At 55.6% G+C, this 26530-nt stretch carries 22 protein-coding genes; 10 read left to right on the forward strand and 12 right to left on the reverse strand.

Annotated features, from left to right (window positions below; all coding sequences use genetic code 11):
* Window positions 1-7 precede the first annotated feature (7 nt).
* Complete coding sequence (locus tag EUZ85_RS00910; RefSeq protein ID WP_127974076.1) at window positions 8-874, reverse strand: DMT family transporter; 867 nt, start codon at window positions 872-874, stop codon at window positions 8-10.
* Window positions 875-972: 98 nt separating this feature from the next.
* On the opposite strand from EUZ85_RS00910, the gene EUZ85_RS00915 reads away from it, so the two are divergent.
* Both EUZ85_RS00915 and EUZ85_RS00920 read left to right on the forward strand, forming a co-directional pair.
* Window positions 973-1491, forward strand: a complete 519-nt coding sequence (locus tag EUZ85_RS00915) for a MarR family winged helix-turn-helix transcriptional regulator (protein ID WP_127974077.1) — start codon at window positions 973-975, stop codon at window positions 1489-1491.
* 208 nt (window positions 1492-1699) lie between these two features.
* Window positions 1700-2575: an ABC transporter substrate-binding protein gene (locus EUZ85_RS00920; protein ID WP_127974078.1), complete on the forward strand. Its 876-nt coding sequence runs from the start codon at window positions 1700-1702 to the stop codon at window positions 2573-2575.
* A 24-nt stretch (window positions 2576-2599) separates the two neighbouring features.
* Here the strand turns inward: EUZ85_RS00920 and EUZ85_RS00925 are convergent, their stop codons facing one another.
* The 4 genes from EUZ85_RS00925 to EUZ85_RS00940 form a co-directional block, all read right to left on the reverse strand.
* Window positions 2600-3358 carry an AraC family transcriptional regulator gene (locus EUZ85_RS00925; protein ID WP_127974079.1) on the reverse strand — a complete coding sequence of 253 codons (759 nt, stop codon included), beginning with the start codon at window positions 3356-3358 and terminating at the stop codon, window positions 2600-2602.
* Between the two features lie 169 nt (window positions 3359-3527).
* On the reverse strand, window positions 3528-4385 hold the full coding sequence (locus EUZ85_RS00930; protein ID WP_127974080.1) for a hypothetical protein: 858 nt from the start codon (window positions 4383-4385) through the stop codon (window positions 3528-3530).
* 156 nt (window positions 4386-4541) lie between these two features.
* Entirely contained in the window at window positions 4542-5591 is a 1050-nt protein-coding gene (locus EUZ85_RS31315; RefSeq protein WP_206617979.1) for a hypothetical protein, read from the reverse strand.
* A gap of 326 nt (window positions 5592-5917) precedes the next feature.
* Window positions 5918-6406, reverse strand: a complete 489-nt coding sequence (locus EUZ85_RS00940) for a GNAT family N-acetyltransferase (RefSeq protein WP_127974081.1) — start codon at window positions 6404-6406, stop codon at window positions 5918-5920.
* Between the two features lie 225 nt (window positions 6407-6631).
* Between EUZ85_RS00940 and EUZ85_RS00945 the strand changes: the two genes are divergently transcribed.
* From EUZ85_RS00945 to EUZ85_RS00960, 4 genes are all read left to right on the forward strand, one after another.
* Window positions 6632-7621 (forward strand): hypothetical protein, encoded by a 990-nt coding sequence (locus EUZ85_RS00945; RefSeq protein WP_127974082.1) that lies wholly within the window; start codon window positions 6632-6634, stop codon window positions 7619-7621.
* Between the two features lie 19 nt (window positions 7622-7640).
* Window positions 7641-8465 (forward strand): SUMF1/EgtB/PvdO family nonheme iron enzyme, encoded by an 825-nt coding sequence (locus EUZ85_RS00950; protein ID WP_127974083.1) that lies wholly within the window; start codon window positions 7641-7643, stop codon window positions 8463-8465.
* A gap of 34 nt (window positions 8466-8499) precedes the next feature.
* Complete coding sequence (locus EUZ85_RS00955) at window positions 8500-8811, forward strand: hypothetical protein (protein ID WP_127974084.1); 312 nt, start codon at window positions 8500-8502, stop codon at window positions 8809-8811.
* Window positions 8812-8949: 138 nt separating this feature from the next.
* Entirely contained in the window at window positions 8950-9573 is a 624-nt protein-coding gene (locus tag EUZ85_RS00960; protein WP_127974085.1) for a DUF2799 domain-containing protein, read from the forward strand.
* Window positions 9574-9681: 108 nt separating this feature from the next.
* Here the strand turns inward: EUZ85_RS00960 and EUZ85_RS00965 are convergent, their stop codons facing one another.
* The 4 genes from EUZ85_RS00965 to EUZ85_RS00980 form a co-directional block, all read right to left on the reverse strand.
* Entirely contained in the window at window positions 9682-10803 is a 1122-nt protein-coding gene (locus tag EUZ85_RS00965) for a HupE/UreJ family protein (RefSeq protein WP_164887410.1), read from the reverse strand.
* A 125-nt stretch (window positions 10804-10928) separates the two neighbouring features.
* Window positions 10929-11492: a cohesin domain-containing protein gene (locus tag EUZ85_RS00970; RefSeq protein ID WP_127974087.1), complete on the reverse strand. Its 564-nt coding sequence runs from the start codon at window positions 11490-11492 to the stop codon at window positions 10929-10931.
* A 56-nt stretch (window positions 11493-11548) separates the two neighbouring features.
* Window positions 11549-14206 (reverse strand): fibronectin type III domain-containing protein, encoded by a 2658-nt coding sequence (locus tag EUZ85_RS00975; RefSeq protein WP_127974088.1) that lies wholly within the window; start codon window positions 14204-14206, stop codon window positions 11549-11551.
* Between the two features lie 193 nt (window positions 14207-14399).
* Window positions 14400-16562 (reverse strand): winged helix-turn-helix domain-containing protein, encoded by a 2163-nt coding sequence (locus EUZ85_RS00980; RefSeq protein WP_127974089.1) that lies wholly within the window; start codon window positions 16560-16562, stop codon window positions 14400-14402.
* A gap of 356 nt (window positions 16563-16918) precedes the next feature.
* Between EUZ85_RS00980 and EUZ85_RS00985 the strand changes: the two genes are divergently transcribed.
* Complete coding sequence (locus EUZ85_RS00985) at window positions 16919-17725, forward strand: hypothetical protein (RefSeq protein WP_127974090.1); 807 nt, start codon at window positions 16919-16921, stop codon at window positions 17723-17725.
* A 91-nt stretch (window positions 17726-17816) separates the two neighbouring features.
* Window positions 17817-19442, forward strand: a complete 1626-nt coding sequence (locus EUZ85_RS00990; RefSeq protein ID WP_127974091.1) for a PKD domain-containing protein — start codon at window positions 17817-17819, stop codon at window positions 19440-19442.
* 1005 nt (window positions 19443-20447) lie between these two features.
* Here EUZ85_RS00990 and EUZ85_RS00995 read toward each other — a convergent pair.
* The 3 genes from EUZ85_RS00995 to EUZ85_RS01005 form a co-directional block, all read right to left on the reverse strand.
* Window positions 20448-20735 (reverse strand): GIY-YIG nuclease family protein, encoded by a 288-nt coding sequence (locus tag EUZ85_RS00995; RefSeq protein ID WP_127974092.1) that lies wholly within the window; start codon window positions 20733-20735, stop codon window positions 20448-20450.
* A 693-nt stretch (window positions 20736-21428) separates the two neighbouring features.
* Window positions 21429-22190, reverse strand: a complete 762-nt coding sequence (locus EUZ85_RS01000) for a tRNA(His) guanylyltransferase Thg1 family protein (protein WP_127974093.1) — start codon at window positions 22188-22190, stop codon at window positions 21429-21431.
* Window positions 22180-22626, reverse strand: a complete 447-nt coding sequence (locus EUZ85_RS01005) for an AAA family ATPase (RefSeq protein ID WP_127974094.1) — start codon at window positions 22624-22626, stop codon at window positions 22180-22182. The genes EUZ85_RS01000 and EUZ85_RS01005 overlap by 11 nt, the downstream gene beginning before the upstream one ends.
* Before the next feature lie 315 nt (window positions 22627-22941).
* Here EUZ85_RS01005 and EUZ85_RS01010 point away from each other — a divergent pair, with 315 nt between their 5' ends.
* Both EUZ85_RS01010 and EUZ85_RS01015 read left to right on the forward strand, forming a co-directional pair.
* Window positions 22942-24012 carry a spermidine/putrescine ABC transporter substrate-binding protein gene (locus EUZ85_RS01010; protein WP_127974095.1) on the forward strand — a complete coding sequence of 357 codons (1071 nt, stop codon included), beginning with the start codon at window positions 22942-22944 and terminating at the stop codon, window positions 24010-24012.
* Window positions 24013-24015: 3 nt separating this feature from the next.
* Window positions 24016-26514 (forward strand): EAL domain-containing protein, encoded by a 2499-nt coding sequence (locus EUZ85_RS01015; protein WP_127974096.1) that lies wholly within the window; start codon window positions 24016-24018, stop codon window positions 26512-26514.
* Window positions 26515-26530: the final 16 nt, after the last annotated feature.

Below are 26530 nucleotides of genomic sequence, written 5' to 3' on the forward strand. Positions count from 1 at the left end.
CGCCTCCTTAGGAAGTTTGTTGCGCCATCTTCGGCTGAGGTTTGGCCTTGGCGAACTGCGCCAGCGTCACGCTGAGCAGCACCATCGCGATCCCCGCATACTGCGCAGGCGTAAACCATTCCTCCAGCACCAGACGTCCGCTGATTACCGCACTGACCGGACTCAGCAGCGCCAGGAAGCTTAGAGCGCTTACAGGCAGACGACGCATCGCGATAAACCAGGCGAGATAGCCCAACGCGGTATTCACCAGATCCACCCACAGCAGTCCCAGCATCGCTTCACGGTTCAGCGTCGGCATGGGTCCCTCCAGTAAAAAGGCCAAAGGCAATAACACCATCCCGCCGAGAAACAACTGTAATCCGGTAAACGCCAGAATACCTTTGGGCGGAGACCATTTCTTGGCCAGGAACGTGCCCACCGTCAGGCTGACAACCGCGCCAAAAGAAGCGGCGACGCCAACGGGATCAACTTGAGAAGAAGGCTGGAATATCACCACTCCCACGCCGATCAAGCCGCCGAAAGCGCACAACAGCTGAATGGGATTCGGCGCCTGTCGTTGCCACCACCATAGAAACAGCAGCGTGGTCAGCGGCGTCAGCGCCATCAACGTGCCCGCCACGCCGCTGGGTAACCGAAGCGCCGCAGTGAACAGGAAAAAGAAAAATACGCTGATGTTCAACGCGCCTAAAATGGCGCTGCGACGCAGGTCCATATGACGCAGGGATTTCAGATCCAGACACATCAACAATAACCCGGCGGGCAATGCTCTCAATACGGAGACCCACAAGGGGCCGAGATCCTGCAACCAAGCCTGAGTGACGACATAAGTGGTGCCCCATACGGCAGGGGCGAGTACGCCAAGCAACCAATACACAACAATTCCTTCAAGTTTTCTGTTTACGCTCGTTTCTAACGTGATATCTTTATGTGGAGATATTCCTCTTTAACTAGCTTAACGTCAAGTATCTTTATATGAAGAAAAATAATCAGAACGATCAAAAAGACCATGTTGACGCTATACTGCGGCAGTGGAAAACCGAAAAACCCGACCTGCAGGCCCAGCCTATGGGTATTTTTGGACGCTTACACCGGATACACGCATTCACTCACCAAACGATCAAGGAAACGCTGGCTGGCTATGGACTCTCGATTGATGAGTTCGATGTGCTCGCCACATTACGCCGCTCAGGCGCACCCTATCGCCTTACGCCCACACAGCTCTATACCGCGGCGATGCTCTCCTCCGGCGCCATGACCAACCGTCTGGACAAGCTGGAACGCAAACAACTGATACAGCGCCAACCCGATGAAAGCGACCGTCGCAGCGTCATCGTCGCGCTCACTGACGCGGGAATGGAGCTGATCGACAAGGCGGTGGAAAGTCACGTGGAAACTGAGTGGGAGCTTCTCAAGCAGCTGGAAGGGGACGATCAGGAGCAGCTAGCCGGTCTACTGCGCAAATGGCTGGTCACCATCGAAAACAAGCAATAATCCTGTCCTGCAAGACGCAGCTTATCCGGGCTGCGTCGCTATCTATTCTCAACGCCCCCATCTCAACACATCAAAATAAAACAAATTTTCTTTTTTATTGACCAAAGAGAATATTTATTCTAATTTTGTGATCAAATAATAAACTGACCTGCAAGATACTACCCACTTCCTTGCCCAATAAAATAAAAAGTCCATTGGGAGCGCTGTTATGCACAAGCTCGCTTACGTCTTGTTTATGGCGATATTAACCGTCGCCACCACCTTACCGTCTTCACACGCCGTCGCCACGGATGTGTATGTTCACCCTAAAATCGACTTACGGTTTCACGATGTGCTGGAACTGCTAAAGTCCGCGCTGGAAGCCACTACGGAGGAATATGGCCCTTATGAATTACGCGCCACCAAGGCGGACCTGATCGAATCCAGAACGCTGTCGGAGACGGAAAAGAACCGTTTGGTCAACATCGCCTGGAGCTCCACCAGCATCGAAAAGGAAGCTCGTCTGCGCGCCATACGTATTCCGTTACGCAAAGGCATTCTCGGTTATCGCATCAGTCTGGTGACGGATAAAGGGCAGAAGAAACTGCGCGATGTAGAGTCACTGGATGCGCTACGGGCTCTGAAAGTCGGGCAAGGAGAGGACTGGGGAGATGTCGCCGTTTACAAACACAACAAGGTAAAAGTGCTGGGCGTGTTTCAATACAATGATTTATTTACCAAATTGGCGCGCAACCGTTACGACTTATTTCCCAGAGGCATCAACGAAGCCTTTGACGAACTGACGGCCCATCAAAAAGATTACCCTAATCTGAAAATAGAAGAAGACATTCTGCTGTATTATCCCTGGCCCTATTACTTCTTTATGTCAAAGGACAACGAGCGTCTGGCGCAACGAGTGGAAGACGGCCTCAATAAATTAATCGCCGACGGCAGCTTCGATAAAATTTTCCAGCGTCGTTTTGGCGACGACATCGCCCGCGCCCATATCAGACAACGCCGCATCATCTATCTCGACAACCCCATGCTGCCGGCGGACACGCCTCTGCAAAGGAAAGAGCTTTGGTTCAAGCCGGAAGACGCCTGATCAAAAGCGACAAGGATGTCCTGATTATTTCTCACGACTCAGAAAGCGCCGTTTGTAGTCCCCTGGCGACATGCCGAACACCTGCTTGAACACCGCGCAGAAGGTGCTGACGCTTTGATAGCCCACCGCAAACGCCGCACTGCTGACGGACTCATTCGCCGCCAGTAGTTCCAGGGCGCGCAGGAGTTTGGCGTGTTGCGTCCATTGACTAAGCGACATGCCGGTTTCCTGCATGAATTTACGGGTCAAAGTACGCCGGCTGAAACCAAATTCCAGCGCCAGTGCGTCCAGACCAGGATTGCTTTCGGGAGCCCGCCACAGCGTATTCGCCATGCGCAGCAGCCTGGTGTCATAAGGCATTGGCAGTCGTTGCCGTAAAGGCGTCGCCTCTCTCGCCTCATACAGAAACACCTGTAATAAGTGCTCATGCCGCTCCAGCCAGTCTGATTCAGTACACAACTCAATCAGTCTGAGCAGCGTCGCTTCCAGCAATCGATGCGGCTCCAGGGTCACTGGCTCTTGCGGCAAGGCGGACGCCAGATCCTCCCGCAGAAGCAGCAGCGTCCCTCTCACCATCGATAGAGGCCGGGCGCCATGCTGACAACCTGGGGGAATCCAGCTCAGTTGTCGAGGAGCGGTCAGCCAGTGATAGCGATCGCTGCGACAGAGAATCGCGCCCTGCTCCAACCAATACAACTGCCCATCGGAATGGGTATGCAGATCGCGGGATTGATCCGCCTCGGCAGCCAGACGCGACACTTTCAACGGCGAAGATACAGTCATAATAATTGCGCCGCGACCTGCTCTGATTCAAACATAAAAAAACACCTACTTCTTTAACAAGCCAACGACGTACTCCGACAGCTTCACCCGGCAACGCATCAACAGGCGGCCGGCTCTTTCCACATAGGCCCTAAGCCAAGGCGCAGAACGGAGCCGGCCTTTAACGATGTCATCCCGCTGCGGTCCCCTCGTTGAAGAGAGATTCGCCGCCCAACTCCTGATTGCGATCCTTAAGCTGCTTTTCGTAAAGCTTGGCCATCAGATCCGCCTGCGCTTTTTGCTCATCCGACAGGGTCTGGTATTTGTCTGTGCTGCGGAACCAGTCAACGCTGAGCTGGTCTCCCAGCTTTTCCGCCACTATGTTCCAGGCATAGGCTTCAACCATCCGGTCTTCGGAGAAATAAGCTTCGGACAGAATCGCCGCAGCGTGCTTATGTCCCCTTTTCAGCGCTTCGCCAAAGTAGCTTTTCGCCAGCGCGGGATAATTCACATCTTTACGGAAGTCTGGGTGTCTGGGATTGTCTTTGATGAAGTACAGATAGCGCTCTCCCAAATGCACCATGGCGTTGGTGTCGCCCTGCGTCGCCAGAGATTCCAGCGTAGTGAGATCGTAGCTGTGCAGTTCTGGTGGAATGAGGTATCCCATGTCTTCAAGCCACTGTTTGGGATAGCGCTCCGCCAGACTCATTTCCGCCGCCGGGTCTTCCACATCGGCTTTGTCCGCTTTGTCGGCTTTTTTCGCGTCTTTATCTGCGCCGGACTGCGCCGTCGACGCGCCATTTGCGACTGTCGGACTGAACGCCGTTGCGTCCATTGTCGCATCCGCCAGTGAATCCTCGTCTGTCTTCGCTGCTGCATCGGCCGCTGCGGACTTTACCGCCGCCTTCTGTTCAACTTCAGATCGGGCGACCGCACCAGTCTCCGCCGCCAGCCATCCCTGAGTAAAACTGTTATCAGTGGCGAGCACCGCTGCGCCGACGGCCAACATACCGCCGCTCAGGGCGAATAAGGTTTTCTTCCCTATCATTGCTCCTCTCCATCACCTGTTGTCAGGTTGCGATTGGTTAGGTTTACGCATGGTCCCGGGCCTTCAGCCCGACGCCCCCAAGCCCAGGGTCGCCGGACTGGGGTCCGGGTAAACGTTGCGTCTCAGCATGCCCGGCTCAAAGCCGGGCTGACTGTCTCAGTGATCGAAGCGTCCGCAGATCCAGGGCGGGCAGCCGGGAACGCTCCCGTTGCTTCCACCACCGCACAACCAGGGCGGACAAGGAATCGTGCCGCCGTCTCCGCCGCACAACCACTCAGGACAGGGGATACCGTGATCGTCGCCGCCATCGCCGCATAACCAGGGCGGGCAATGGCCGTCGTCGCCACCGTCATCGCCTCCATCGTCACCGCCGTCGCAGATCCAGGGTGGACAGTCTCCGTCATCGCCGCCGTCGTCACCGCCATCATCGCCACCGTCGTCTCCGCCATCGCAAATCCAGGGTGGGCAGTCTCCGTCATCGCCGCCGTCGTCTCCGCCGTCGCAGATCCAGGGCGGGCAGTCTCCGTCATCGCCGCCGTCGTCACCGCCATCATCGCCACCATCGTCTCCGCCGTCGCAGATCCAGGGTGGGCAATCGCCGTCATCGCCGCCGTCATCTCCACCATCATCACCGCCGTCGTCCCCACCGGGATCGCCGCTAATGGCGAAACAGCCTTCCTCACGCTTCTGATAGCCCTCACGGGTATAGCTTTCGCGCTGTTGCGGCGTGCCGTGTTCGGAGTAGTCAGCGGCGTCGCGCGCTGAGCGCACGGCGTTTTCAATGAAAGAGGCGTAGCCTAAGTCGGATTCCGCATATTTATCGAAGTTTCCAGCGAAGCAATCCGCCTGCAATTCCATATAAGGCGCTTGTAAACGGATGTTCTTGGTGAATTGGATAGTGTGTCCCCACTCGTGCGCCAGAATAGACTTGGCCACATACTGGCCGTACTGGCTCTCCTGACCGCTCATGAAACGAGTGCCGACACTGATGCGATTAGGGGAACAGGCTACCGCGCTGGGACTGGGTTCCCCGCACGCCTGTTGATCGACGTAGATCTGAGACTGGACATGGCGACCATATAAGCCTCTGATTTCTTCACCGCTGTCCCGCAGATACTGTTCATCCACATCCGCCATGACGCCGGCTGCCGAAGACAGCAGCAACAAGGCGGCGCAATACTTAAGGAAACGATTTCTCCTTATCATTTAAAACCTCGACGTTAATTTAACCTGAAAGACCGAGCGTTCCACTTCCCATGGCGGCGCATCAGGCTTGGCCAATCCCTCTCACATCCTGGGGACGGCGATGCAGCTCACAGAGGACAACCAAAACGCGGATCAAACCGCGCCTACACACATTCAACTGTTGGATTCGGGAAGATGTTTACAGCTTGGTTTAAGACTGCCGTTAAGCTGCAGGGTAATCGTAGAAAGGCCACAACCCCATGTAAATCATGACATTTTCATAATCCAGGGATAGACCGGGGGGTAAAACTGGTGGAAAATTGGCCTACGTCCGCAGGCTTCGCCGGTTAGACTTGTCGTTTATAAAACTTTTTGTCCACCGCCATAACGGGAAAGCTTTGCGGAAGATCTGCGGGGGAAACTTCAGTAAATCTGTTTTTTTCGTAGAAGCGGTGAGCAGCGAGAAATTGCGGTGTAGTCCCCAGGAAAATTTCATGCACTTTTTTCTCTTCACACCATTGCACCAGGGTTTGCAGTAACTTCGCCGCCACACCCATTTGGCCGCCTCGATAGTCCTTATGCACGAACATCTTGCGCAATGCGCCCTGCCCTGCGCCAATGTCCAGCAGCGACACCGTGCCGACCACAAGGTCCTGCTCCACGTCCATGGCCACCCAGAAATTGCCGGCGCCGGACTGGTAATAGTCCTCAATATCCATCAGGTCAGGCTGTTCTTCCGCTGTAATCGACACACCGAACTCATTGCGCTGAATATTGACGATTAAGGACAGGACGCCGCTTTGATGGCGCGACTCATAGGGAAGTACTTGCAACATAGCCGGACCTCATTGTTTTTATCTCTTAGGGTAATCGGGGCGCCGCCGGGGATTTCAAGCGACAGCCGCCATGACGTCCCGAAATCTTAATAAAAACAGCTCAATATTGACGGGTTTTCACGCAGATTAACGCTTTCAGTTCGTTTGTCATCAAATTCGAAGTTCCTCGCAGGCTCTCCCTAACGCCTGCGATTTTAGTTCATGCAAGAACGCAAGGAGTTTTATATGGGCGCTGCAAATATGACGAATTCTCTCTTCGTTGACTCCACCGAAAGTAAGGTCAGACGCTATTTTCCAGACTCTAAACTCGCTCAACTTTATCTGGCGCTTGACGCCACGGATGAATTTTACGGCGCAGGCGTCACCTTCATCGCACTGCGTCCCGTTACCTTTGTCGTCGGCGGCGATCCATTAAATCCGCCTCCCTTATTTGACGTCAGAGTGCTGCGCCAAAGCTGCCGCGCTGATGGCAAAACTGTCTACATTCGGGAAGTTCAGCTTCCGCCCAAAGCCAGTAAGGAAGAAGTCGTGGCGACGGCCAAGTCCAGTCTCGGCAAAGAACTCACCAACGCAGGCCTGAGCTGCGCCGGCGCAGCCATCGGCTGGATACTGGTGGTTGGTGAAGCCGGCGGCGGCACAGTGTCCGCAGGCGCAGCCTGGGCGGCCATGCCGCTGACCATGGCCGCCACCAGCGCCGCCACCTTCCAGTGCGGTGTCGCTATCGGACGCACGACCAACGTGGTGCGCGGCAACGCTCACTACAATGAGTGGCTGGACGAGTCCCCAGAATTCGGCGCGCTTATGATCGCCCTGGATGTCATTCAGATCGCCGACGTCGCCAAAACACTGGGGAATCAGGCTATCCTCTATCGCTTCCTGTCCAACAAAGGCATTGGTAGCGGCAACCTCTTGAAGATGTACCAACAACTGTCTCGCGCCAGCAGAAAACGTCTGGCGGAAGAGCTGCTGAAGTTTGAACATCCCGAGCTGTTGAAAAGCCGCAAGCTGCTCAAGGAAATTCTCAGCGGCGCCAGAATGCTCGACGACGGCAGCAAGGCGGTGAAAGTGTATACCCAGACCCAGGTGCAGATTCTGATGCGCACCAAGTTCCTGGAACTGCTGGGCTCCGCCATTACGGTCAACGGAAGCAGCGCCGGCGCAATGACCGCAGCGCAGGGCGGCATCGGCTTCATTATTGGTTTCGGGCAAAAATAAACAGACAGGAAGGCAAACGATGCGCGCAATCACTTGGACCGGTTGCGCCCTGCTTGCGTTAGCGACGGGGTGCTCCCAAATGACCGCAAAGAGCGCTCCGCCCTGGCTGCAGGACTCACTCAGGGACGGTAGCGAAGCCCCTCAATTGGTCATCGTACCCGCGGGCGTCGGCGTAGTCGGCGACCAGCCCAGTGGCGTCTCCACCGACGAGGGACCTCGTCATGAAGTCGTGGCGCAACATTCATACGCAATTAGCGCCACCGAAGTGACATTCGCGGACTACGACCGCTTCGCCCTGGCGACGCACCGCACCTTACCTTCGGATGAAGGCTGGGGCCGCGGCGAGCAACCAGTCATCAACGTCAGTTGGGATGACGCCGTCGCCTACACGGACTGGTTGAGCGAACAAAGTGGACACCGCTACCGCCTGCCCAGTGAAGCGGAGTGGGAATACGCCGCTCGTGGCGGAACGCAAACCCACTACTGGTGGGGTGACGACTATATTCAGGGCGTCGATCATTGCGATAAAGACATCGACGGCTGTCCTTCTGGGACCGCGTTGTTCCATCCAGGACCGGTAGGGCGCTTCAGCGCTAACCCTTACGGTCTGTACGATGTCTCCAGCAACGTGGCGGAATGGACGCTGGACTGCTATCACGACAGTCATGAGGGCGCGGGGGAAAGCATGGCGCCCAGAATGGACGGCGACTGTAACGCCAGGGTGGTGAAAGGCGGGACCTGGATGAACACCAGTCCTTATGTGCAACCGTCCATCAGAGCCGGCGTCGAGCCGGAAGAGCGAGTCAGAACCATCGGTTTCAGGGTTTTGCGAGAAATCCCCTGACCGGTGCGACAACCCTCTCAACAGGAGCGCAACAATGAAAACCACCTGCCCCCGCTGTAAAAGAGCGTTTTCAGCCAGACAGTTTATCCAGACGCATCGCAGTGGAGTGAATGTAGAGCGCAAATGCCCGAATTGCGGCTGCTGGTTCCGCCTCACGTCACAGATGGCCTGGCTACATATCGCCGGCCTGCTGGGTTTGTTGATTCCCAGTCTGGCGAATCTTGCGCTCGGTTCCGGACCTCACCAGATTCCTCTGGCGCTGGCCTCCTTTCTCAGCGGATGCGTCGCCCTCGGCGCTATGTTGTACGGAAAAATGGTGGTAGTCAGGCGTCGAGATCACCACTGATGTCGCCGACTGCTCACAGTTCGTTACAGTCATTGACAGCAACACCGCCGATTATCAACTAAAATTATCTCTATCCTCAGGGTTGCATGACTTGCTGTCTGCAACCGCCTTGTTTTTCAGAAGTTTGGGATTTAACAAATGGTCAGACGCATTTTTGTCGTAGCTGCGCTGCTGAATCTTTCCGCATGCGCCACCATGAACGAAAACGAATGCCGCAACGCAGACTGGCGCGTTATCGGTTATGAAGACGGCGTAGCCGGCCGTTCAGCCACTTACCTCTCGCAGCATAGAGAGGCCTGCTCGGATTACAATGTTTCGCCTGACCTGGACGCTTATCGCGCCGGTTTTGACGACGGCGCCCGCAATTACTGCAAGCCGCAGAATGGTTTTGACCTGGGTCGCGGCGGCAATACCTACAAAGGCCAATGTCCGCCAGATCTTGAGCCGGTATTTATGCGCGCCGTGGAAAGCGGGCAATTTGTCCGTTATATGGAGAAGGAAATCAAGGACTCGGAAGGCATGCGCACATCCGCCGAGAAAGATTTGGATAAGAACCGCGATAAAATTGACGCCATTGAGAACGAATTAGTCAACGGCTCCGGCGACGCACAGAAGCGCCGCGACTTGCTGAAGCAGATGCGCGAGCTGGAAAACCATCGGGATGACCTGAATTACGAGCTGCGTCACCTGGATGCGAAGATACGGGAATACCGAAGTGTGATAGACAGTATTATTGTCGAACAACCCTGGATGAAACCCTAAGCCGTTCCTGGCGAATCATCCATTGATTTGCTCCGACTGAACAAGGGCGTCTTTGTGACGCCCTTTTTTATTGCCGTGATTTATCAAATACAGAGGGTGTCAGTCGATCTAAATCCGTTGCGCCAGCCAGATCAGTCCCACCAGACTGGTCAATAACGAGGAAACGCCGCCGAGCTTCAGGCCATGACGCCACTTAAACATGGCGTAAGCCGGTATCAGCAACAGCGCGATAATCGCCACCTGCCCTATCTCCACGCCCAGGTTGAACATAAGCAGCCGGCCCCAGACGCCCTCCCCGGAACTCAGTTCCCGCAGCAGATAGCTGAAGCCCACGCCGTGAATCAAACCAAAACAGAAGATCACCCACCAGCGATTGCGATATACCTTGCCCCAGTCCACGTCTGCGCGATTTTGCCGCGCCAGGTAATACAGATTCTCCAGCCCCAGAAAAACGATGGTGAGGGCGATCAGAGGCTCTGTCACGGAGGGCGGGATGGAGATGACATCAAATGCGGAAAGCGCCAGGGTAATCGAGTGCGCCAGAGTGAACGAGGTTGCCCATAGCAGGATGCGCCCCAAAGAAGCCGGCGCCAGGAGCAGACACAACAGAAACAGAATATGATCCGCTCCCTGCCAGATGTGCTCCATGCCCACCCACAGGAACGCAGGATCGATAACGCCGCTTTGCGCTGCGGTTTCCTGATCATTCGCCAGCGGATTCTCCCAGCCTTCCACATCCAGGCGTCGATGCGGGTCCATGGCCAGGAAGTCCGGCGTCAGACGCGCGCCCCATTCCCGCAGCAGTTGCGCCACGGGCAGATCGAGTTTCTGTCGATCAAAGGTGAAACGCATGCGCATGCGGTTGTCCGCCATAAACACCCGCACATAATTCTGATGGCCGCGCCACTGTTCATTGAAAAGCTCGTAGCGGATGCTGACCGCCTCCATGCCCTGCGGGCACTGGTAGGTCAGGGTGTATTGGTAGGAGTCGATTTCCGGTAACGACTTCGCCTTGCGGTCCTGCAAAAAACAGGCGCGCTTGCCCGCCGCCACGAACCAGCCGGCGGCGACCTGCGTGGTGTAATCCTCTGGCGGCGCCACACGCATGTCTACATTGGGATCCAGTTCCAGCAGATTATCGCTGGGCAGCGTGTAAATGACCTTTACGCCCGGCTCTGCGATCTGAATAGAGGTGTCGGTGAATCCGCTTAAATGCGCGGACGCCGTCATAGACAGCATCCACAAACTGACTGAGATTATTATTTTCCTTAGCATAATAAACGCCTACGGCTGGTTTCCTTCAGTATTCAGGCCCCGCCGCCGCATCTACGGCGGCAGACGCCATGATTTCCCTGTTAGCGGACGCCGGCGGCTTTCCTTCTCACCAGCAGTCCCAAGCCTCCCAACGCCAACATCCACATTGAAGCAGGCTGCGGCACGGAGTAGATGCGCATGTCCTTGCGCGCATTGATCACATCGCTTCCCGACAAATACAACAGCCCCAGATCCGGATTCGCGGCGCTATCGCCAAACAGGCTCAACTGGGACAGTCCTGCTGCGACGGCGCTGAAGCTCAAGCGCGCCAGCAGCAGGCCAGCGCCGCTGTCGTCCGTCACGCCGGGAAATGCGGACCCCGCCACATCAATCCCGGGAAACAGCGCGGAATCATCGTCCCAAGGAAATCCCACTGTACTGTCGACAAGCTGGAGCACACCGGCGTCATAGCCAAGATTAAAGCCAAACGCCAATAGCTCATCGCCATCGAACAGGCCGTCAAACGGTTTCTCCAGGATGACGTCCACATAGAACGCATCGCCCACCACAATATGGTCCGTCGACACCTGGAAGGAAATGTATGAGGCCCGCGCGGAAGCCGACAGGGCAAGCAGAATCACAGCGAAAAAATGCAACAACTTCATGGAGTACTCCTGACTACTGAATAGTAAAAGCTATCGAAACCGGAGGAGCCGGGGCCTCAGCCCCCGCTCTTGAACATCGCGTACCACAACCGGTAATCCTGACGACCAATGCAGCCGTCTCCGTCGTAGTCCGCGTCCGTCTGATACCCAGCGTCGCCATCGCATTTTCCGAACATGCTGCGCAGCAGATCCCGGTCGGCGCTGTCCGCAACGCCATCACCGTTCAGATCTCCCGCCACCGCCGCTTCGCCGACACTGAAAGTCACCCGATTGGAGACTTCGGTGTAGGAGTCGTTGGTGTACATGGCCATAAAATACTCGCCGTCAGGTAAATTATCGGTAAAGGTGACGCTGCCGCTGGCGGCGCCGTCAAAATACAAATACGCCACCAACTCGCTGCCAGTCTGACCCGGCACGGCGCCCTTCTCGAAAATGCCGATGTAATCCTTGGCGACGCCGGGACCGCCGCTGAAGTTGGCGACGATGTCCTCACCGGACTCAAAGTGGGTTTTCAACAGTCTCAGTTCCGCAATACGATCGCCGACCGAGAAATAAACCCGGTTAGAGGCTTCGGTATAACCGTCGTTGATAAAGAAAGCGGCGAAGTAATAGCCTTTAGCCAGACCGGAAAAGTCCACGGTTCCTGCGGTTTCTGGCGCATATTTCCATACGCTGGAAGACTGTTGACCGGGAACTTCGCCCACGCGATATACACCGATCCAGTCCTTGGCGCCGCCGCTGGAGCCGCTCCAGCTGACTGTCGCCGTTTCTCCTTCATCGTATTCCGTGTCCGTCATGGACAGCTCCGCCACCGGACCGATGTAGAAATAAGCGCGCTCCGCCATTTCCGAATAGCCGTCGTTCTCGAAGAAACCTACAAAGTACTCGCCGTCGGCAAGGCCGCTGAATGTAACGCTGCCGGTCGGAGCGTTCACGTAGGACCATTTGGTGGCGCGCACGGCGCCGGGAACCTGGCCTTTTTTATACACGCCCACCCAGTCTTTTGGGTTGCCGTAGCCATTCTGATGGTGCGCCACCACATCTTCGCCGCTCTGATATTTGTCCTTGCTGACGCTGAGACCCGGCTCGCCATCGGTGCTGCCGGAGACAGTAAACGCCTTGGCTTCGGACCAGTCTGACCAGAGGATGTTTTTATCGCGATGGCGCACGCGGATGTAGTAGTCGCCATTGGGCAGGCCATTGACGGGAATTTCCCAAGCCAGAATATCCACCCCCGCGTGGATATCCACCGGCTCATATTCCGGCGCGCCGGTGTCTCCGAAGATATTTTCAAAATCACGGATTTTATCGATTTTCAGATCGTTGAAACCTGCATCGGCGGCGATCTGAAACTGGGTGCTGTTCATCTCTTCCGGCTCGCCGCTGCTGAAAGGCGAGCTGTTAAAGACGAAAGGCAGGCTGACAGGCCCTTTCACTTCCGTGGCGATGCTCGGCTGATAAGGCTGTTGCAAATCCAGTTTGCGGTGGAAGGAGTCGATAAGCCGGCTGTTGTAATGAAAACCTTTGGTTTTGTATAGCAACGGATGCGCTTCCGCATAGGTTTCCACCGTCATTTCCCGCGCCGGCAGATCAAGGTCGATGACTTGCCATGCCCAATTGGCGATGGTTTTCTGCACGTCGTCGAAATCCTGCTCCGTGGACTGCCCCCAATACTGATCCCAGGCGGTGCCGCCGGAAATCATGTGATAGGACGGCCACTCCCGGGTCTGACCGCGGGCGTACAGGTGATGGTGTCCGCCAATATTAAGCACATGTTTTTGCGAGCTGGACAGAATCGCCATCCAGGCGTCGCGCAGCGGATGGGAGATGTCGCCAATGTACTGCTCCGCCTGATAGGGGTGGTGAATAATGCTGATAATCCAGTCCACGCTGGCGTCTGCATCCGCAGCGGCGACCACCTGGGTCAACCAGTTCTGCTGCACGGCGTCCGCCTTCATGCTGTTCATGTGAATGACCACCAGCCGCCCCACTTGATAGGCGTAGTAGCTTTCGTTGGGCGCGCCGGAAATGCCCTGATAACTCAGACCGTCGTAGAAAAAGTGGGCGCGATAGTTGTTGAGGTCGCCATCATAATAGTATTCATGGTTGCCCACGGTGGTCATGATGGGCACATTCGGAGAAATCGCTGCGGATTGCGCGAAGTGCAGGTTGGCGTAGTGATCCAGCGTACCAACATCCACCTGATCACCGTCATTGAGAATCAGGTTAACGGCTTCTTCAATCGGCTCAGCGTATTTGTTTTCCAGTTTGGCTTTCGCCGCTTTCACCAGCTGTTCATAGCGGTTCTCGTTGCGGATCTGATGGTCGCCCATGACCAGAATGCGGTAGTGGCCGGAACCATCGCCCCGCGCCGGCTGGGTTTTAAAGCGGTACACCGCGGAAATTTCCGAGCCGGTTTTCACCCGATAGTAATACAGCGTATCCGCCTGCAGCCCCTGTAATTGCACGCCGTGATACTGGTAGTCCGAGCTTAACGACTGCACGCCGCCGTTGGCGCTTTGGTCCAGACGATCCGCCGCGACGCCGTATTCGACCTTCGACTCGGAGCCGGACGCGGTCTTCCACGAAATCCAGATTGATGTGTCCGTCGGACTTTGCAGATAAGGTTTGATTTCCGCCGACGCCGCTCCAGCGAGCAGCGCCAATAAAAACGCCAGGCATGCCGCAGCAAACCTGTGATGACTGGGTTGCATGTTTCCCTCCCCCTCGTTGCCGTATTGTGCAGGCGACTTCCGCTTCACCTCCGGGACAGTGTAGTCGCTGGAAGGGAATCAGCCTGTTTTTTCGGAATTTGATGTTTTGAAATGAAAAATCCCGGCTATTAGAGAGGGAGCGCGTTTCAACTTAAGGTCAGTTAAGTGACGCTTGTGCGACAGTTTTATGAATTCAAAAGGATTCGACTACACTGGTTCTCACCAGCTCCGCCGAGTCAGAGTGAGCGACGATTTGCTCCGGCGCCTCCAGGTTGCGGCGTTGCAGAGCGTCTCTCACGCTGCCGCACAACGCCTCGCTTTTCCGTCGACACAAGCGCATGCTGCGGGCGGCGACAAACTGCAGATCCGGCCTCACGAAATAACGATTCAAACGCAGGTAATCATCCAAAAACAGATTGAAGGTGTCCATGTAGCGCGTTTCGTCCAGCCAACCGGGCTCCTTGCGTAACAACAGGGTCTGGTACTCATGCTCCACCACCGCCGTGGCGAAGGTATTTTTCGCCTGCAGTCCCAGCATGCGATTGAGTTTAATGTCCGCCATCAGTTCATCCAGACTGCTTTCTCGCGCCAGCGTTTCCGATTTCACCCGCATCTCCACCGCTTTCATTTCCTGCAGCAGATAATAGGGCGGCGTGATCTGATGGGTGCCGATAATATCCATCGCCTGCGCGATAGCGCTCTCCGCCAGAGTCAACTTATCTCTGTACAAATAGGCCTTCGCCAGCCACATCAGCGCCTCCAGGTTTTCCGGGTCGCCGGCGCCTTTCACTGCGCCGATCACTGTAGAGGCTTTGGCGAAATATCCAGCGGCAAGCTCGGGCTGGTTCATGAACATGTACTGTTCGCCCAGATAGCGATAGGTTTTGCCCACTTGGTAATGATTTTCGGGGTATAACTTCTGCCGTATCGCGAGAGCTTTCAGCATGTAGCGCTCTCCGGACTCCAGGTCGCCGCCCCAGGTGGCGAGGGTGCGACTGAGTTCCGCATAAGCCGCGGCGGTTTTCTCGTCCAGTTCCCCCAGATTGCTCAGATAGATGTCTAAGGCGCGGCGACTGATTTCCACCTTGCGCGCACTGTCCCTGACGAACCAGTTCAGTAGCCAAAGCGCGTCGCCGGTCTCCGTAGCGTCCGCGCCAAGGCTCTCAGAAAACAGGGCGATGGCCATCTCTGCATTCTGTTTCCCGGACGCCAACGCTTTTGGGCGATCGCAATAGGGATAGATGCACTCCAGCTGCGCCATGGCCATCCAGTAATATCCACTTCCCAGCAGCTCTTTATCCGATTCGTGCGCAGATCGGATGAGGTCCAGGGTATAACGCGCCGTGTCGTACGCCGCCTGTCTTTCGTTCATCGCCACCAGGGTTTCCACCAGCGCGAACTTTATGCGAATCACTTCTTCGGCGTCCTTACCATGAATCTCCTCCCCCATTCTGACGCTTTGATCCAATACCATACGCGCGTCAGCGTAATGCCCGCCGGCCAGATAACAGGCAGCGAGGAAACGTAACTGTCGCAGGCGTTCCGCCGGAGACAGTTTACGTTGGTCAATGCGGGGGCGCTCTTCGTCGAGCATTGCTTTCAGCGCGCTTTCATGACGACTGCCCGTGGTTTTGTAACGCGCCAGCATATCCAGCATGAAACGGCTCATTTGCGCTGAGCCGTTCTGAAGTTGCAGATTCTCATCCTGCGCTTGTCGCAACGCCTGCTTCTGCGCCATTCCCCAGATCAGCAGAAATAAAAAGAAACCGCCAACGACCAGACGCTTGAAATCAAAGCGGGAACGAATCGGACTGGAAGGCTCTATATCGATTGGCGCAGGCGAAACCCTGACATCGGGCTGCGCCTGTTCCGCCTCGGCGCTGACAGGGGCGAGCGGAACCGTCGTCTCCGGCTTAGATGGCGGTTGGGGCTGGATTTGTGGTTGTGGCTCTGGGGGATCGGGACGCACTCGCGCCACCGCCGCTTTCAGCCGATAACCGCGCTTGGGCGCAGTGGCGATGTAGTCGCGGGATTTATCCTCGAAAATATGGCGCAGTTCGAAAATACTGCGCTTAAGGACGTTCTCACCCACGAAACGTCCTTCCCATACCTGATCGAAAAACTCTTCCGTCGTCACCACCCGGTCGTGGTGTCGAATCAATAAAACAAGCACGTCGCAGGTTTTTGCGCGCACCTGATGAACCAGGCCATCGGCCCGGGCGATAGTTTGATTGCGAGGGTTGAATAACCAGACGCCGGCGATGTTGTATTCTTCCACCGCGTCGTCAAAGGCTTCTTTACCGCGCGTATGCAGAATAGGAGAAGCGACTTCCAAGTCCGTCCCTTTGCCGTCCATTTTCCATTTCCTTGTTATTCCTTTTCTACGCTGAGGTCCACTGGTTGATTATCGGCGGACAGTCGCCGTGATGACTTGGCGCCAGTCATTATTTGATGTAGCGGGCCTCTTTCCAACGCCGTGGCTGGAACGCGCCATTCTATCAGTATTTTTTGCGCTACCGCTTACTTCTTTTGGCTATCGCCAGCGCTTCGCTCCCCCGCGATAACCGTAAATTCAACAAAAATTTCAGGTTTTTTCCTTGCGTTTACAAAACTTTTTCAGGTTTTCACAGCGACGAATCATTAGTTTGAGCGGGCGTCTCAAGGGCGCAGATACAACAACAATTTTTACGGCATATAGGAAAAGGAAACTTCATGAAAAAGTTAACTTTGGGCGTTCTTTGCGGCGCCGCGCTACTAGGCTCCATGGCGGGAACCGCAGCGGCGGATACCCGCGGTGTGCTCTTATTCGATAAAACCGGTTCGATGGCTTCCCCACGTTGGGACGGCGCCAGTCGTTGTGAATTCGGCAAGACGTTGATGGTCTCCAAGGCCGCTTCCTTCGTCAGCAGATTCAACGGCGATTATCTGGACATCCGCGTGTTCGACGGCCGCGGTTCACTGCGCTCCATCAGCGGCGGTTATCAGCATGTAGCGTCCGTACTTCCGGTTGGCAGCACCCAGTGGAACACATTCCTCAATAAGCTTCGTTCCGACCTGAGCGGCGTCTCCTGCTCCGGCAACACCGCCCTGGGGGATGCCCTGTGTGAAAGCGCCGACTCTCTGCGCAGCCTCTACGCTGACGGCGACAAACTGATGATGACCATCGTCACTGATGCGGGCGAGAACGCGTCCGGCACATGCGGCGGCGCCAACTATGTGGACAACAAGGTGAAGCCGAAGATCCTGGCTAACCCTGTCATCCAGTTCGACGTGGATATTCTTGTCAGCGGCAACGTGGGACTGCGTGCGGCCAGAGCCGACAAAGATCTGGTTGAACTGGGTAATCTGGAAGAAATGCTGGCGGTGTCGGATATGGAGCGCAGCTCCCTGGCGCGCACCATGCCCACGGATGAAATCAGTCAGCTGAAGTCGCTGGCGGTGCAAAGCGGCGGCACGGCGAAAACCATCGCCGACAAGGACACCTGTAACGGCGAGTGCGATCCGGACGGTCCCTGGTGATCTAAGGCGCTAGCGCCAGTCAACCAGACAATTAGCCATTACCCCGTACGGGCGCGCCTTGTCGCGCCCGAACTTCCCAAAGGAATTCATTATGTCCGCACACCGTTCCCTGGCCGGCTTTTGCAAAAAGCTTGCGGTCGCCGGTTTTGCATTGTCTTTCCTGATCTCCGGCGCGGCTAGCGCTGAGACGAGCGTCAACGAAACCGTTCTGATATCCGGCGACGGATTCGAACTTAAACAGATCACCACTACCGACGATCAGGGCCTGTCCCGCAACGTCGAGCTTTACTATATCCACAGCAGCGAAGGCGTTGAAAACGCCTATTTGTACGGCGGATTGCCGCAGGCGGAAAAAGAGGAGCTGGAGCAGGAAATCCGCGAGGATAACGGCAACTGGCTCACCGCCAACCGCACAGGTGAGGATCGCCCCTTCGCCGACACCTTCGACGCCTGGATCATCGACCGCCGCGGCGCCAACCTGACCTCCCAGGCGGAAGCGCAGCTCTATATGGATGAATTCGGCCTGCAGCCTGATACAGACGAGAGTCCTTTAGGCGCGCGCTCCGCACGTCTGTTCGGATGCGGCGGCTGGAAGGATAAAAGTAAGTCCTTCGATAAGAGCATCGACAAGACGTTCAGCCACAATAAACGTTTTGGTCAAGACAACGCCTACATTGATTTCGCAGGCAATATGAACGTGGACGCCGACGTGCGCCTGGAGTTGCATTACAAGTACAAGCGCAAATTCTGCATCCCCTATAAGTTCAAAGTGCGTCATGTGGTGGCCAAGTCCAACTACGACGTCTCCGGGGAGTTCAGCCTGACCGGCGTGGCCAAGCACGACTTCGGCAACCTCAACTGGGAAATCGCCGAACCCAAGCTGATGGAAACCGTGTTCTTTGTCGGCCCGGTTCCTGTCCTGGTGAAACTGAAGCTGCCTATCGAAGTAGGCACCGGCAATATTCAGGTACAAGCCACCGGCAAGATCGCCGCAGTGAAACCCCTCCGTTACAAGGGTGATTTTGACTACACCTGCACCACCCATTCCTGCACCAAGAACAGCGCGCATCACCAGAATCTGAGCGGCGACCTGCGCAACAGTCTGGGCGCGGAAATCAGCGCCAAGATCAACCTGGAGCCCTATCTGCAAGTGGCGGCGAAAGGCATCGTCTACGGCGAGTGGTTCCTGTATGCACAAGTCGGAGCCAAACCGTCTTTCCCCATTGAGCTGTTCGGCTACTACGGCAACCTCTGTGGCGATGGCGACAACAACGGCGTTCGCGAAACGGTCAACGCCGCACTGGGAACCGTGGATTTTCGCTTCGGCCTGACCGCTGAAGCTAAGGTATTCGGCGCCTATATTCTGCGTCCGCAATACTGGCAGATCTGGCGCACCGGGCTGGTTTTCTTCGACTTCCTGAATCCCTATAGCACCGCCCTGTCCCCGGAACTGCGTCCCGCCTACGACACAGCTGTTCCGACCAAGGTCAACCTGCCGGTCTCCATCCGCAGCTGCGTCAGCGACATCGTCTCCAGACATCCCCGCGACTACACCGTAGACTGGGGCGACGGAACCCGTGTGGCCCTCAATAACCTGGGCTCACAACAAACCGTCTCCCACAACTACAGCGTCAACGGCTACTACGTGGTCCGCGTCACCCAAAAAGGCGGCGCTTATACGGAAGTACCGGTGATTATTGACGATGATGAATGGTGAGATGGGCGCTGAATAGCTCGTACCACTCGTAACAACACCGCCAGTCTGTTCGATACAGCGCTGGCGGCGTTCTTTTAATGAGACGCTCTGGAAAGTCCTTCGACAGGCTCAGGGCGAACGGCGGATACTGGATAACATGGCTCAGTGGGACCCTTCGACAGGCTCAGGATGAACGGCGGATACTGGATAACATGGCTCTATGAGGTCCTTCGACAGGCTCAGGACGAACGGTGGATATTGGATAGTATGGCTCTGTGAGGTCCTTCGACAGGCTCAGGGCGAGCGGTGGATACTGGATAGCATTGCTCTGTGAGGTCCTTCGACAAGCTCAGGACGAACGGCGGATACTGGATAACATGGCTCAGTGAGGTCCTTCGATAGCTCAGGACGAACGGTGGATACTGGATAGCATGGCTCTGTGAGGTCCTTCGACAGGCTCGGGATGAACGGTGGGTACTGGATAGCATGGCTCAGTGGGCCCCTTCGACAGGCTCGGGATGAACGGTGGGTACTGGATAGCATTGCTCTGTGAGGTCCTTCGACAGCTCAGGATGAACGGCGGATACTGGATAACATGCCTCAGTGGGCCCCTTGACAGGCTCGGGATGAACGACAGGCTCTGTGAGGTCCATGAACGGCTCAGGATACTGGATAGTATGGCTCTGTGAGGTCCTTCGACAGGCTCAGGATGAACGGTGGATACTGGAGGGCTCTGTGAGGTCGACAAGCTGGATATTGGTGTGGACGGAGTTATATTGGGTAAAGTCTGGAGGAGCGGAGTAACCTCCAAATATCCCGACGCACTCCTTTTGAAGATCCCAATCCCTTTCGTCATAGCAATACACTGTTGAATCCTCATGATGCACCGTTCGTCCTGAGCTTGTCGAAGGACCTCCCAGAGCACCACAAATACAATTCCAAGGCCCAAAAGAATAATCCTACACTCCCAGCCACACCCCGTTCGTCCTGAGCCTGTCGAAGGACTTTCCAGAGCGACCACCAATACTATTTATCCCTGGACTTGGACAAACGCACCACCGCCTCCCAATCACCATTAATCAACGCTTCCTTCTTCGCCCGACCCCATCCCTTGATCTGTCTCTCTGAGGCCAAGGCTTCTTCACGCGTCGCAAACATTTGAGAATAAACCAGCGTCAAAGGTCTACGGTTAAACGTATAGCAATCAGGAAACACACCCTGATTATGTTGGTAAATACGCGCTTCAAGATTCTCCGTGTGTCCGGTGTAATAACTGTTATCCGCACACTTCAGGATGTAGGTGAAAAAACTCAATCTCAAACTCCTTTTTGATATTCATCGCTCTGGAAAGTCCTTCGACAAGCTCAGGACGAACGGTGGATCATTAGGGCGACAGCAAGTATTACTAATAAAATGGGCGGGGTTCTAGGGGGAAGCGCCTCACAACATTCCGAATGGTATCCTTTCATCATATCTATCCCTCTTGCTCTGCCATACCCCGTTCGTCCTGAGCCTGTCTAAGGACCTCCCAAAGCGCCACACCATAAATTCACAAACCACCACATAATCCCAAACTCACCTGCCATATCCCGTTCGTCCTGAACCCGTCGGAGGACTTCCCTGAGCGTCACACCATAAATTCACAAACCACCGCAAAATTCCAAACTCACCTGCCATACCCCGTTCGTCCTGAGCCTGTCGAAGGACTTCCCTGAGCGTCTCACCATAAATTCACAAACCACCGCAAAATTCCAAACTCACCTGCCATACCCCGTTCGTCCTGAGCCTGTCGAAGGACTTCCCAGAGCGTCTCACCATAAATTCACAAACCACCGCAAAATTCCAAACTCACCTGCCATACCCCGTTCGTCCTGAGCCTGTCGAAGGACTTCCCAGAGCGTCACCCTCCAACAAACAAGCACTACCCAATATCCCAGCACTACCCAATATCCCAGCTCGTCCCAGGCTTGTCCGGATCACTGCGAGCAAGCAGCACGTCCGGGTTCTCTATTGTTGCAGGATCACCGTTTCGATAAATGCGCTGTACTTATCTTTCATAGGCAGTTCGTAGTCGACTTTGAGTCGCTTACGCATAGCCGTTACGGTCTCGCCGGTCTTTGGGTTGAGGGCTTCCTTCTCGTATTGTTCCCAGTACATTCCCACGCCGCGCTTTTGCCAATTGGGCAGTTCATTGAAGTTAACGCCTTTTTGAAACAGGTGTTCGTTTTTATTGGCGATGGAGACTTTGCTCAATCTCGCCGTGGCGGTTTCCGGGTCTACGCCCTCTTTGCGCATGGCCCAGTAGCAGTGGGCGTTCAACGCATTGCGATGGGCGTCTTCGTTACGCCAGCGAAAGTAATCCACCACCAGACGCGGATTCGGCAGTTGGCAGATACGGCAGTCAAACGCGCCGATGTCTCCCAGCATCAGACTGAATTTAGCGCTGGCTTCTCCGGCCAGCAGGGAGTTGAGTTTGCGCTCCTTGCGGTTGAAGCTGTTGTCGTCAGGGTGAAACAAAAGCGAAATTTCATCGCTTTGCGTGTAGCCATAAACAATGTTGAATCCGCTGTTCATCAGATGGTCCACTGTCGCCACCATCATGTCCCGAAAACGCACATCAAAAGGCGCTTCAAAGTCGTGCGCTTCCTTGGTCAGCTTGGTGAATCCCCTGCCGTCAATGCGCGCCACTATGTACATGCCAGGCAACACGCAAAAATCATGGGCGGTCTCATATACCCGCATCTTTTTATCGAGATCGTTAAATTTCACTGCGCCACTCTTCCACTATAAATTCACCATCGTCGAGCCGGACGTAATACAGCGCGTCAAACCCTTCCGCGTATTCCGGCAATTCCATCTTTGCGTAAACGCTGCGCAGTCCGGCATCGGGAATTCGCTCCTTGCCTTCTCTGCCGCTATTGCGAGCCATACAGTCCGCCAAAGAGGAGCTGAAGTAATAACCCGCCACGCTGAAACGTCCACGCCGAAACAGGTCGATATACTTGCCGCGCCCTTCCCGGGTCGGGTTGGTATTGTCGATGACCACCGACTGTTTGGCTTCAATGCATGCGCTAAGCAGGATGTTCTCCCGTCGCCGGGTCTTCAACATATCCATATTCAGACGCAGATGCGTCCTGTAAAACTGCTGCAGATAAAACGAGGACTTTCCACTCGCCTGCAACCCAATAAAAATCACACCCTGCACGCTTCCTCCTGTTTTTTGTCCGCATCAGGCGGACATATCGTGATCGCATCGGCAAGACTTACGATTCTTCATCCGCCGCGGCATCGCTTCGCGATCATGTCCCTCCCTTAACACCTCAAACCGCCATCACAAAGCGCCTATCTTACTGATTTGGTGAGACATGTCAGCCAGAATGCCTTCGCCCTTCCATGAAAAAAGATCGCACGCCGACGCCATCTTCACGGACTCATCTATACTCACTATAACCAAGAAAAACACCAGCGCCCGCCATTCCCGGGTTTACGGCGGACCTGACGGGGACTTTCAGGAATCAGCATGCGTATTTTCACGCCCTTGTTAAGAGGCGGCCTCGCGCTCACTTTATGCCTCGTGTTATCAGGCATTGCGGCCAGTGCGACGGCCGTTGCGGAGGATACTTTGGTGATTCTCACCTGGGAAGATTACATGGCTCCCGAGGTGATCGAGGCCTTTGAGGCCAAATACAAGGTCAAAGTGCGACAGGTCTATTATGAGGACGATGACGAACGCGATCTGATCATGGCCAACACCGGCGGGGCCGGGTTCGACCTGCTGGTCTTTGATGAGTTGATGCGCGAGCCCTATCACGCCAAAGGCTGGCTGGAAACTTTCCGCAAATCCGACCTGCCCAACCTGAGATACGTACGCTACCCCCTGAAAAAACAGGATCTCCCGCAGGAGCTGCAGACCGTTCCCTACGCCTGGGGCAGCATCGGCATTATCTATCGCAAGGATCTGGCGCCGCGACCGCCGACCTCATGGATGGACCTGTTTCGCCCAGTGGAGGCGCTGAAGGGCAAAATCCTGGTCATCAACACCGCCACGACGGCTTTCAGTATGGCGTTGAAGTCGTTGGGGTATTCCGTCAACTCCGTTGACGAAGACGAACTGAGCGCCGCCGCGGAACTGTTGCGCAAACAGCGTCCTTACGTTCGCGCCTACCGCAACCCCCTGGCCGGCGAAGGCGCAGACTTGTTCAGCGGCGAAGTGTGGATGGCGATGGCCTACAACGGCGACGCTTTGAACCTGATGCAGCGCAACGCCAACATCGACTTTGTCTACCCCATGGAAGGCAGCGGCCTGTGGCTGGATTCCATCGCCGTCCTGACTAAATCCAACAACAAGAATCTCGCGTTGCAGCTCATCAACTTTATTCACGATCCGGAGATCAACGCCCGCAATACACAGAGCATCTTTTTCGCCACCGCCAATATCGGAGCGGAGCAGCGACTGCCCAAAAGTTTTCTTAATAACCCCGTGATTTATCCCTCCGCCAAGAGCCTTGCGCGCTTTGAGCAATTAGAGCGCCTTCCCGCCTCGACGATGCGGAGAGTGATCGCAGACTTCGTCACCATCACGTCTCAGTAACGCATGTTCAAACTGAAAACCCGAATTACATTGATGCTGCTGCCATTGATCATGTTGCCACTGATCGTCGCGGGACTGCTGCTGTATCACCGCCAGTCGGAAAACTTTCTGGAGCAGGTGAATGATCAACTGGTGGACCAGCTGAATGTAGCCCAGGCGAACCTGCAACGCCGGGTCGATGTCGCACAGGGCAATCTGCGCCTGATCTCCAAATCAAATCTGATCCGTCAGTACTTCATGACTGACGACGAGGAACAGCGCTTCTTCCTGTTTTATCGCCCCGTGCTGGAGCTGTTTCGTTCTTATCAGGAAATTTTCCCTGAATACATTGATATGCGGATACTGGATACTGACGGCAAGCCGCAAACCAGCCTTCCCCAGGCCGCATTCAAAGACAACGCCGACGCCATAACGCAGGCCTGGATCAACGCGGACAGGGGTCAGCCTGAAAAAGAAAAGACCTGCGTCATTCGCGCTGTCTCAGGGGCGCCGTTGCTTCTGGTGGGGGCGTCTATTTCGCTATCCACTTTCACGGACTGGAGAACCATTGATGAAAGCGATCGCGCCGGCAGTCTGGTGATCGCCAGCCGCCTGGACGATATCGCCAGAAACATTCAGTCCACCCATATCGGCAAGCACGGCCACGTAATGCTGGTCGACGCATCAGGAACGCCTTATCTGCCGGAAGATGGAGCGCATCATTCTGGCTACCGCGAAATATTCAAGCATCTGCCCCCTCCCTCTGAAGACGGGGCGGCGGTCGTTATTGGCGAGCCCGGCAATTACTATCTGACCTTACAAAAGGAAGTGCTGCCCGACTTGCGTATTGTCGGCGTCTGGCCGATGAGCGAGCTCAAGGAAAACGCCTTCTATCTGGCTAATCAAGTCGCCTGGCTGACCCTGGTGCTCATAGTAATTACCAGTGCGCTGATATTCAGCGTAGTGCACGGACAGCTAATCAAGCCGATTTCCCGGGTCACCCAGCTGGCGCAGATACTGGGCGAAAGCCATGCGGAAACCCCGCCGGAAGCCGCGCGGGATTTTCAGTCCACCCTGCGACGGCGGGATGAAATCGGCGAACTGGCCAGAGCCTTCAAGAACATGGACGGCAACCTGCGCGCCACGGCGTCCAAACTGACTTTCATCGCCTATCACGACAGCCTGACCGGGCTGGCCAACCGGCATACGTTCGGCGCGTTCCTGCATCGCGCCATTACCGAAGCGGCGCGGCATAATTTCCGCCTTGGCCTGCTGTACATCGACATCGACGGTTTCAAGGACGTTAATGACTCACTTGGCCATGAAGCCGGCGACCTGGTGCTGAAGGAAATTTCCCAACGCCTGCACAACGTCTTGCGCGCCGAGGATCTGGTGGCGGATATGTCCGCGCAACATGAGGCCATGGAGGCGACCAAGATGTCGCGCATCGGCGGCGACGAATTCGCTATCGTGGTCAACCATCTCCACTCACCCATGGATATCTCCAACATTGTCAAGCGGTTGCTGGACGCCATGCAGGCGCCGTTTATCATTGAATCCCACAGCTTCCTGCTGGGGGCTTCCGTGGGCATCGCCGTCTATCCGGAAGATGGCAAAGACGCCCATGAGTTGCTGAAGTGTGCGGATATCGCCATGTACCACTCCAAGCGCCAGGGCCGTAATGGGTTCGAGTATTTCGACACGAAAATGAACCAGATGGCGGTGGAGCGCCACCAGATTATCACCGACATTCGCAGCGCCCTGCAGAAAGGACAGTTCGAGCTGTACTATCAACCTCAGGTGTCCGCGCTGGCGGGTAACGTGACTGGCTGCGAAGCGCTGTTGCGCTGGCGTCATCCTGAGCGCGGCTTTGTCTCCCCGGCGGAATTTATTCCTATTGCGGAGGAAACCGGACAGATCATAGAAATCGGCAGTTGGGTGTTGAAGGAGGCCTGCCGCCAGTGCCGGCAATGGCAGGCCGAGGGCCTGGATGAAATCCGCATGTCAGTAAATATTTCCGCGCTGCAGTTCGGCAGCGCCACCGATATCGTCGCTGTCACCCGGGAGGCGCTGGCCCGAAGCGGCCTGAACCCGGACTGCCTGGACATGGAAATCACCGAGACCGCCATGATGCAGTCCGGCAAAGTGGGCGTAGACAAACTGAACGCGCTGAAGAACCTGGGAGTAAGCATCTCTATGGACGACTTCGGCACCGGCTACTCCTCGCTCGCGTCTCTGCGCGACCTGCCCATCGACCAGCTCAAAATCGACAAATCCTTCGTCGACAAAATCAATCACGACAGCCAGGGTCGGGCGATCATCAAGGCGATTCTGGCGCTGGCCAAAGAGCTCAGTATCGAGGTGGTGGCGGAAGGCGTGGAAGAACGCACGCAACTGGATTTCCTCAGTCTGCATCGCTGCGATCTGATCCAGGGCTACTATGTCGCCAAGCCGCTACCAGCAGACGGCATGCGCGATTTTCTGCGCCAACATACCCAAGTGGAGTCGAGCTGGCGCCCCTGACGCCTCCCCTTGGGCT

The organism is Hahella sp. KA22 (assembly GCF_004135205.1).
GTDB lineage: Bacteria > Pseudomonadota > Gammaproteobacteria > Pseudomonadales > Oleiphilaceae > Hahella.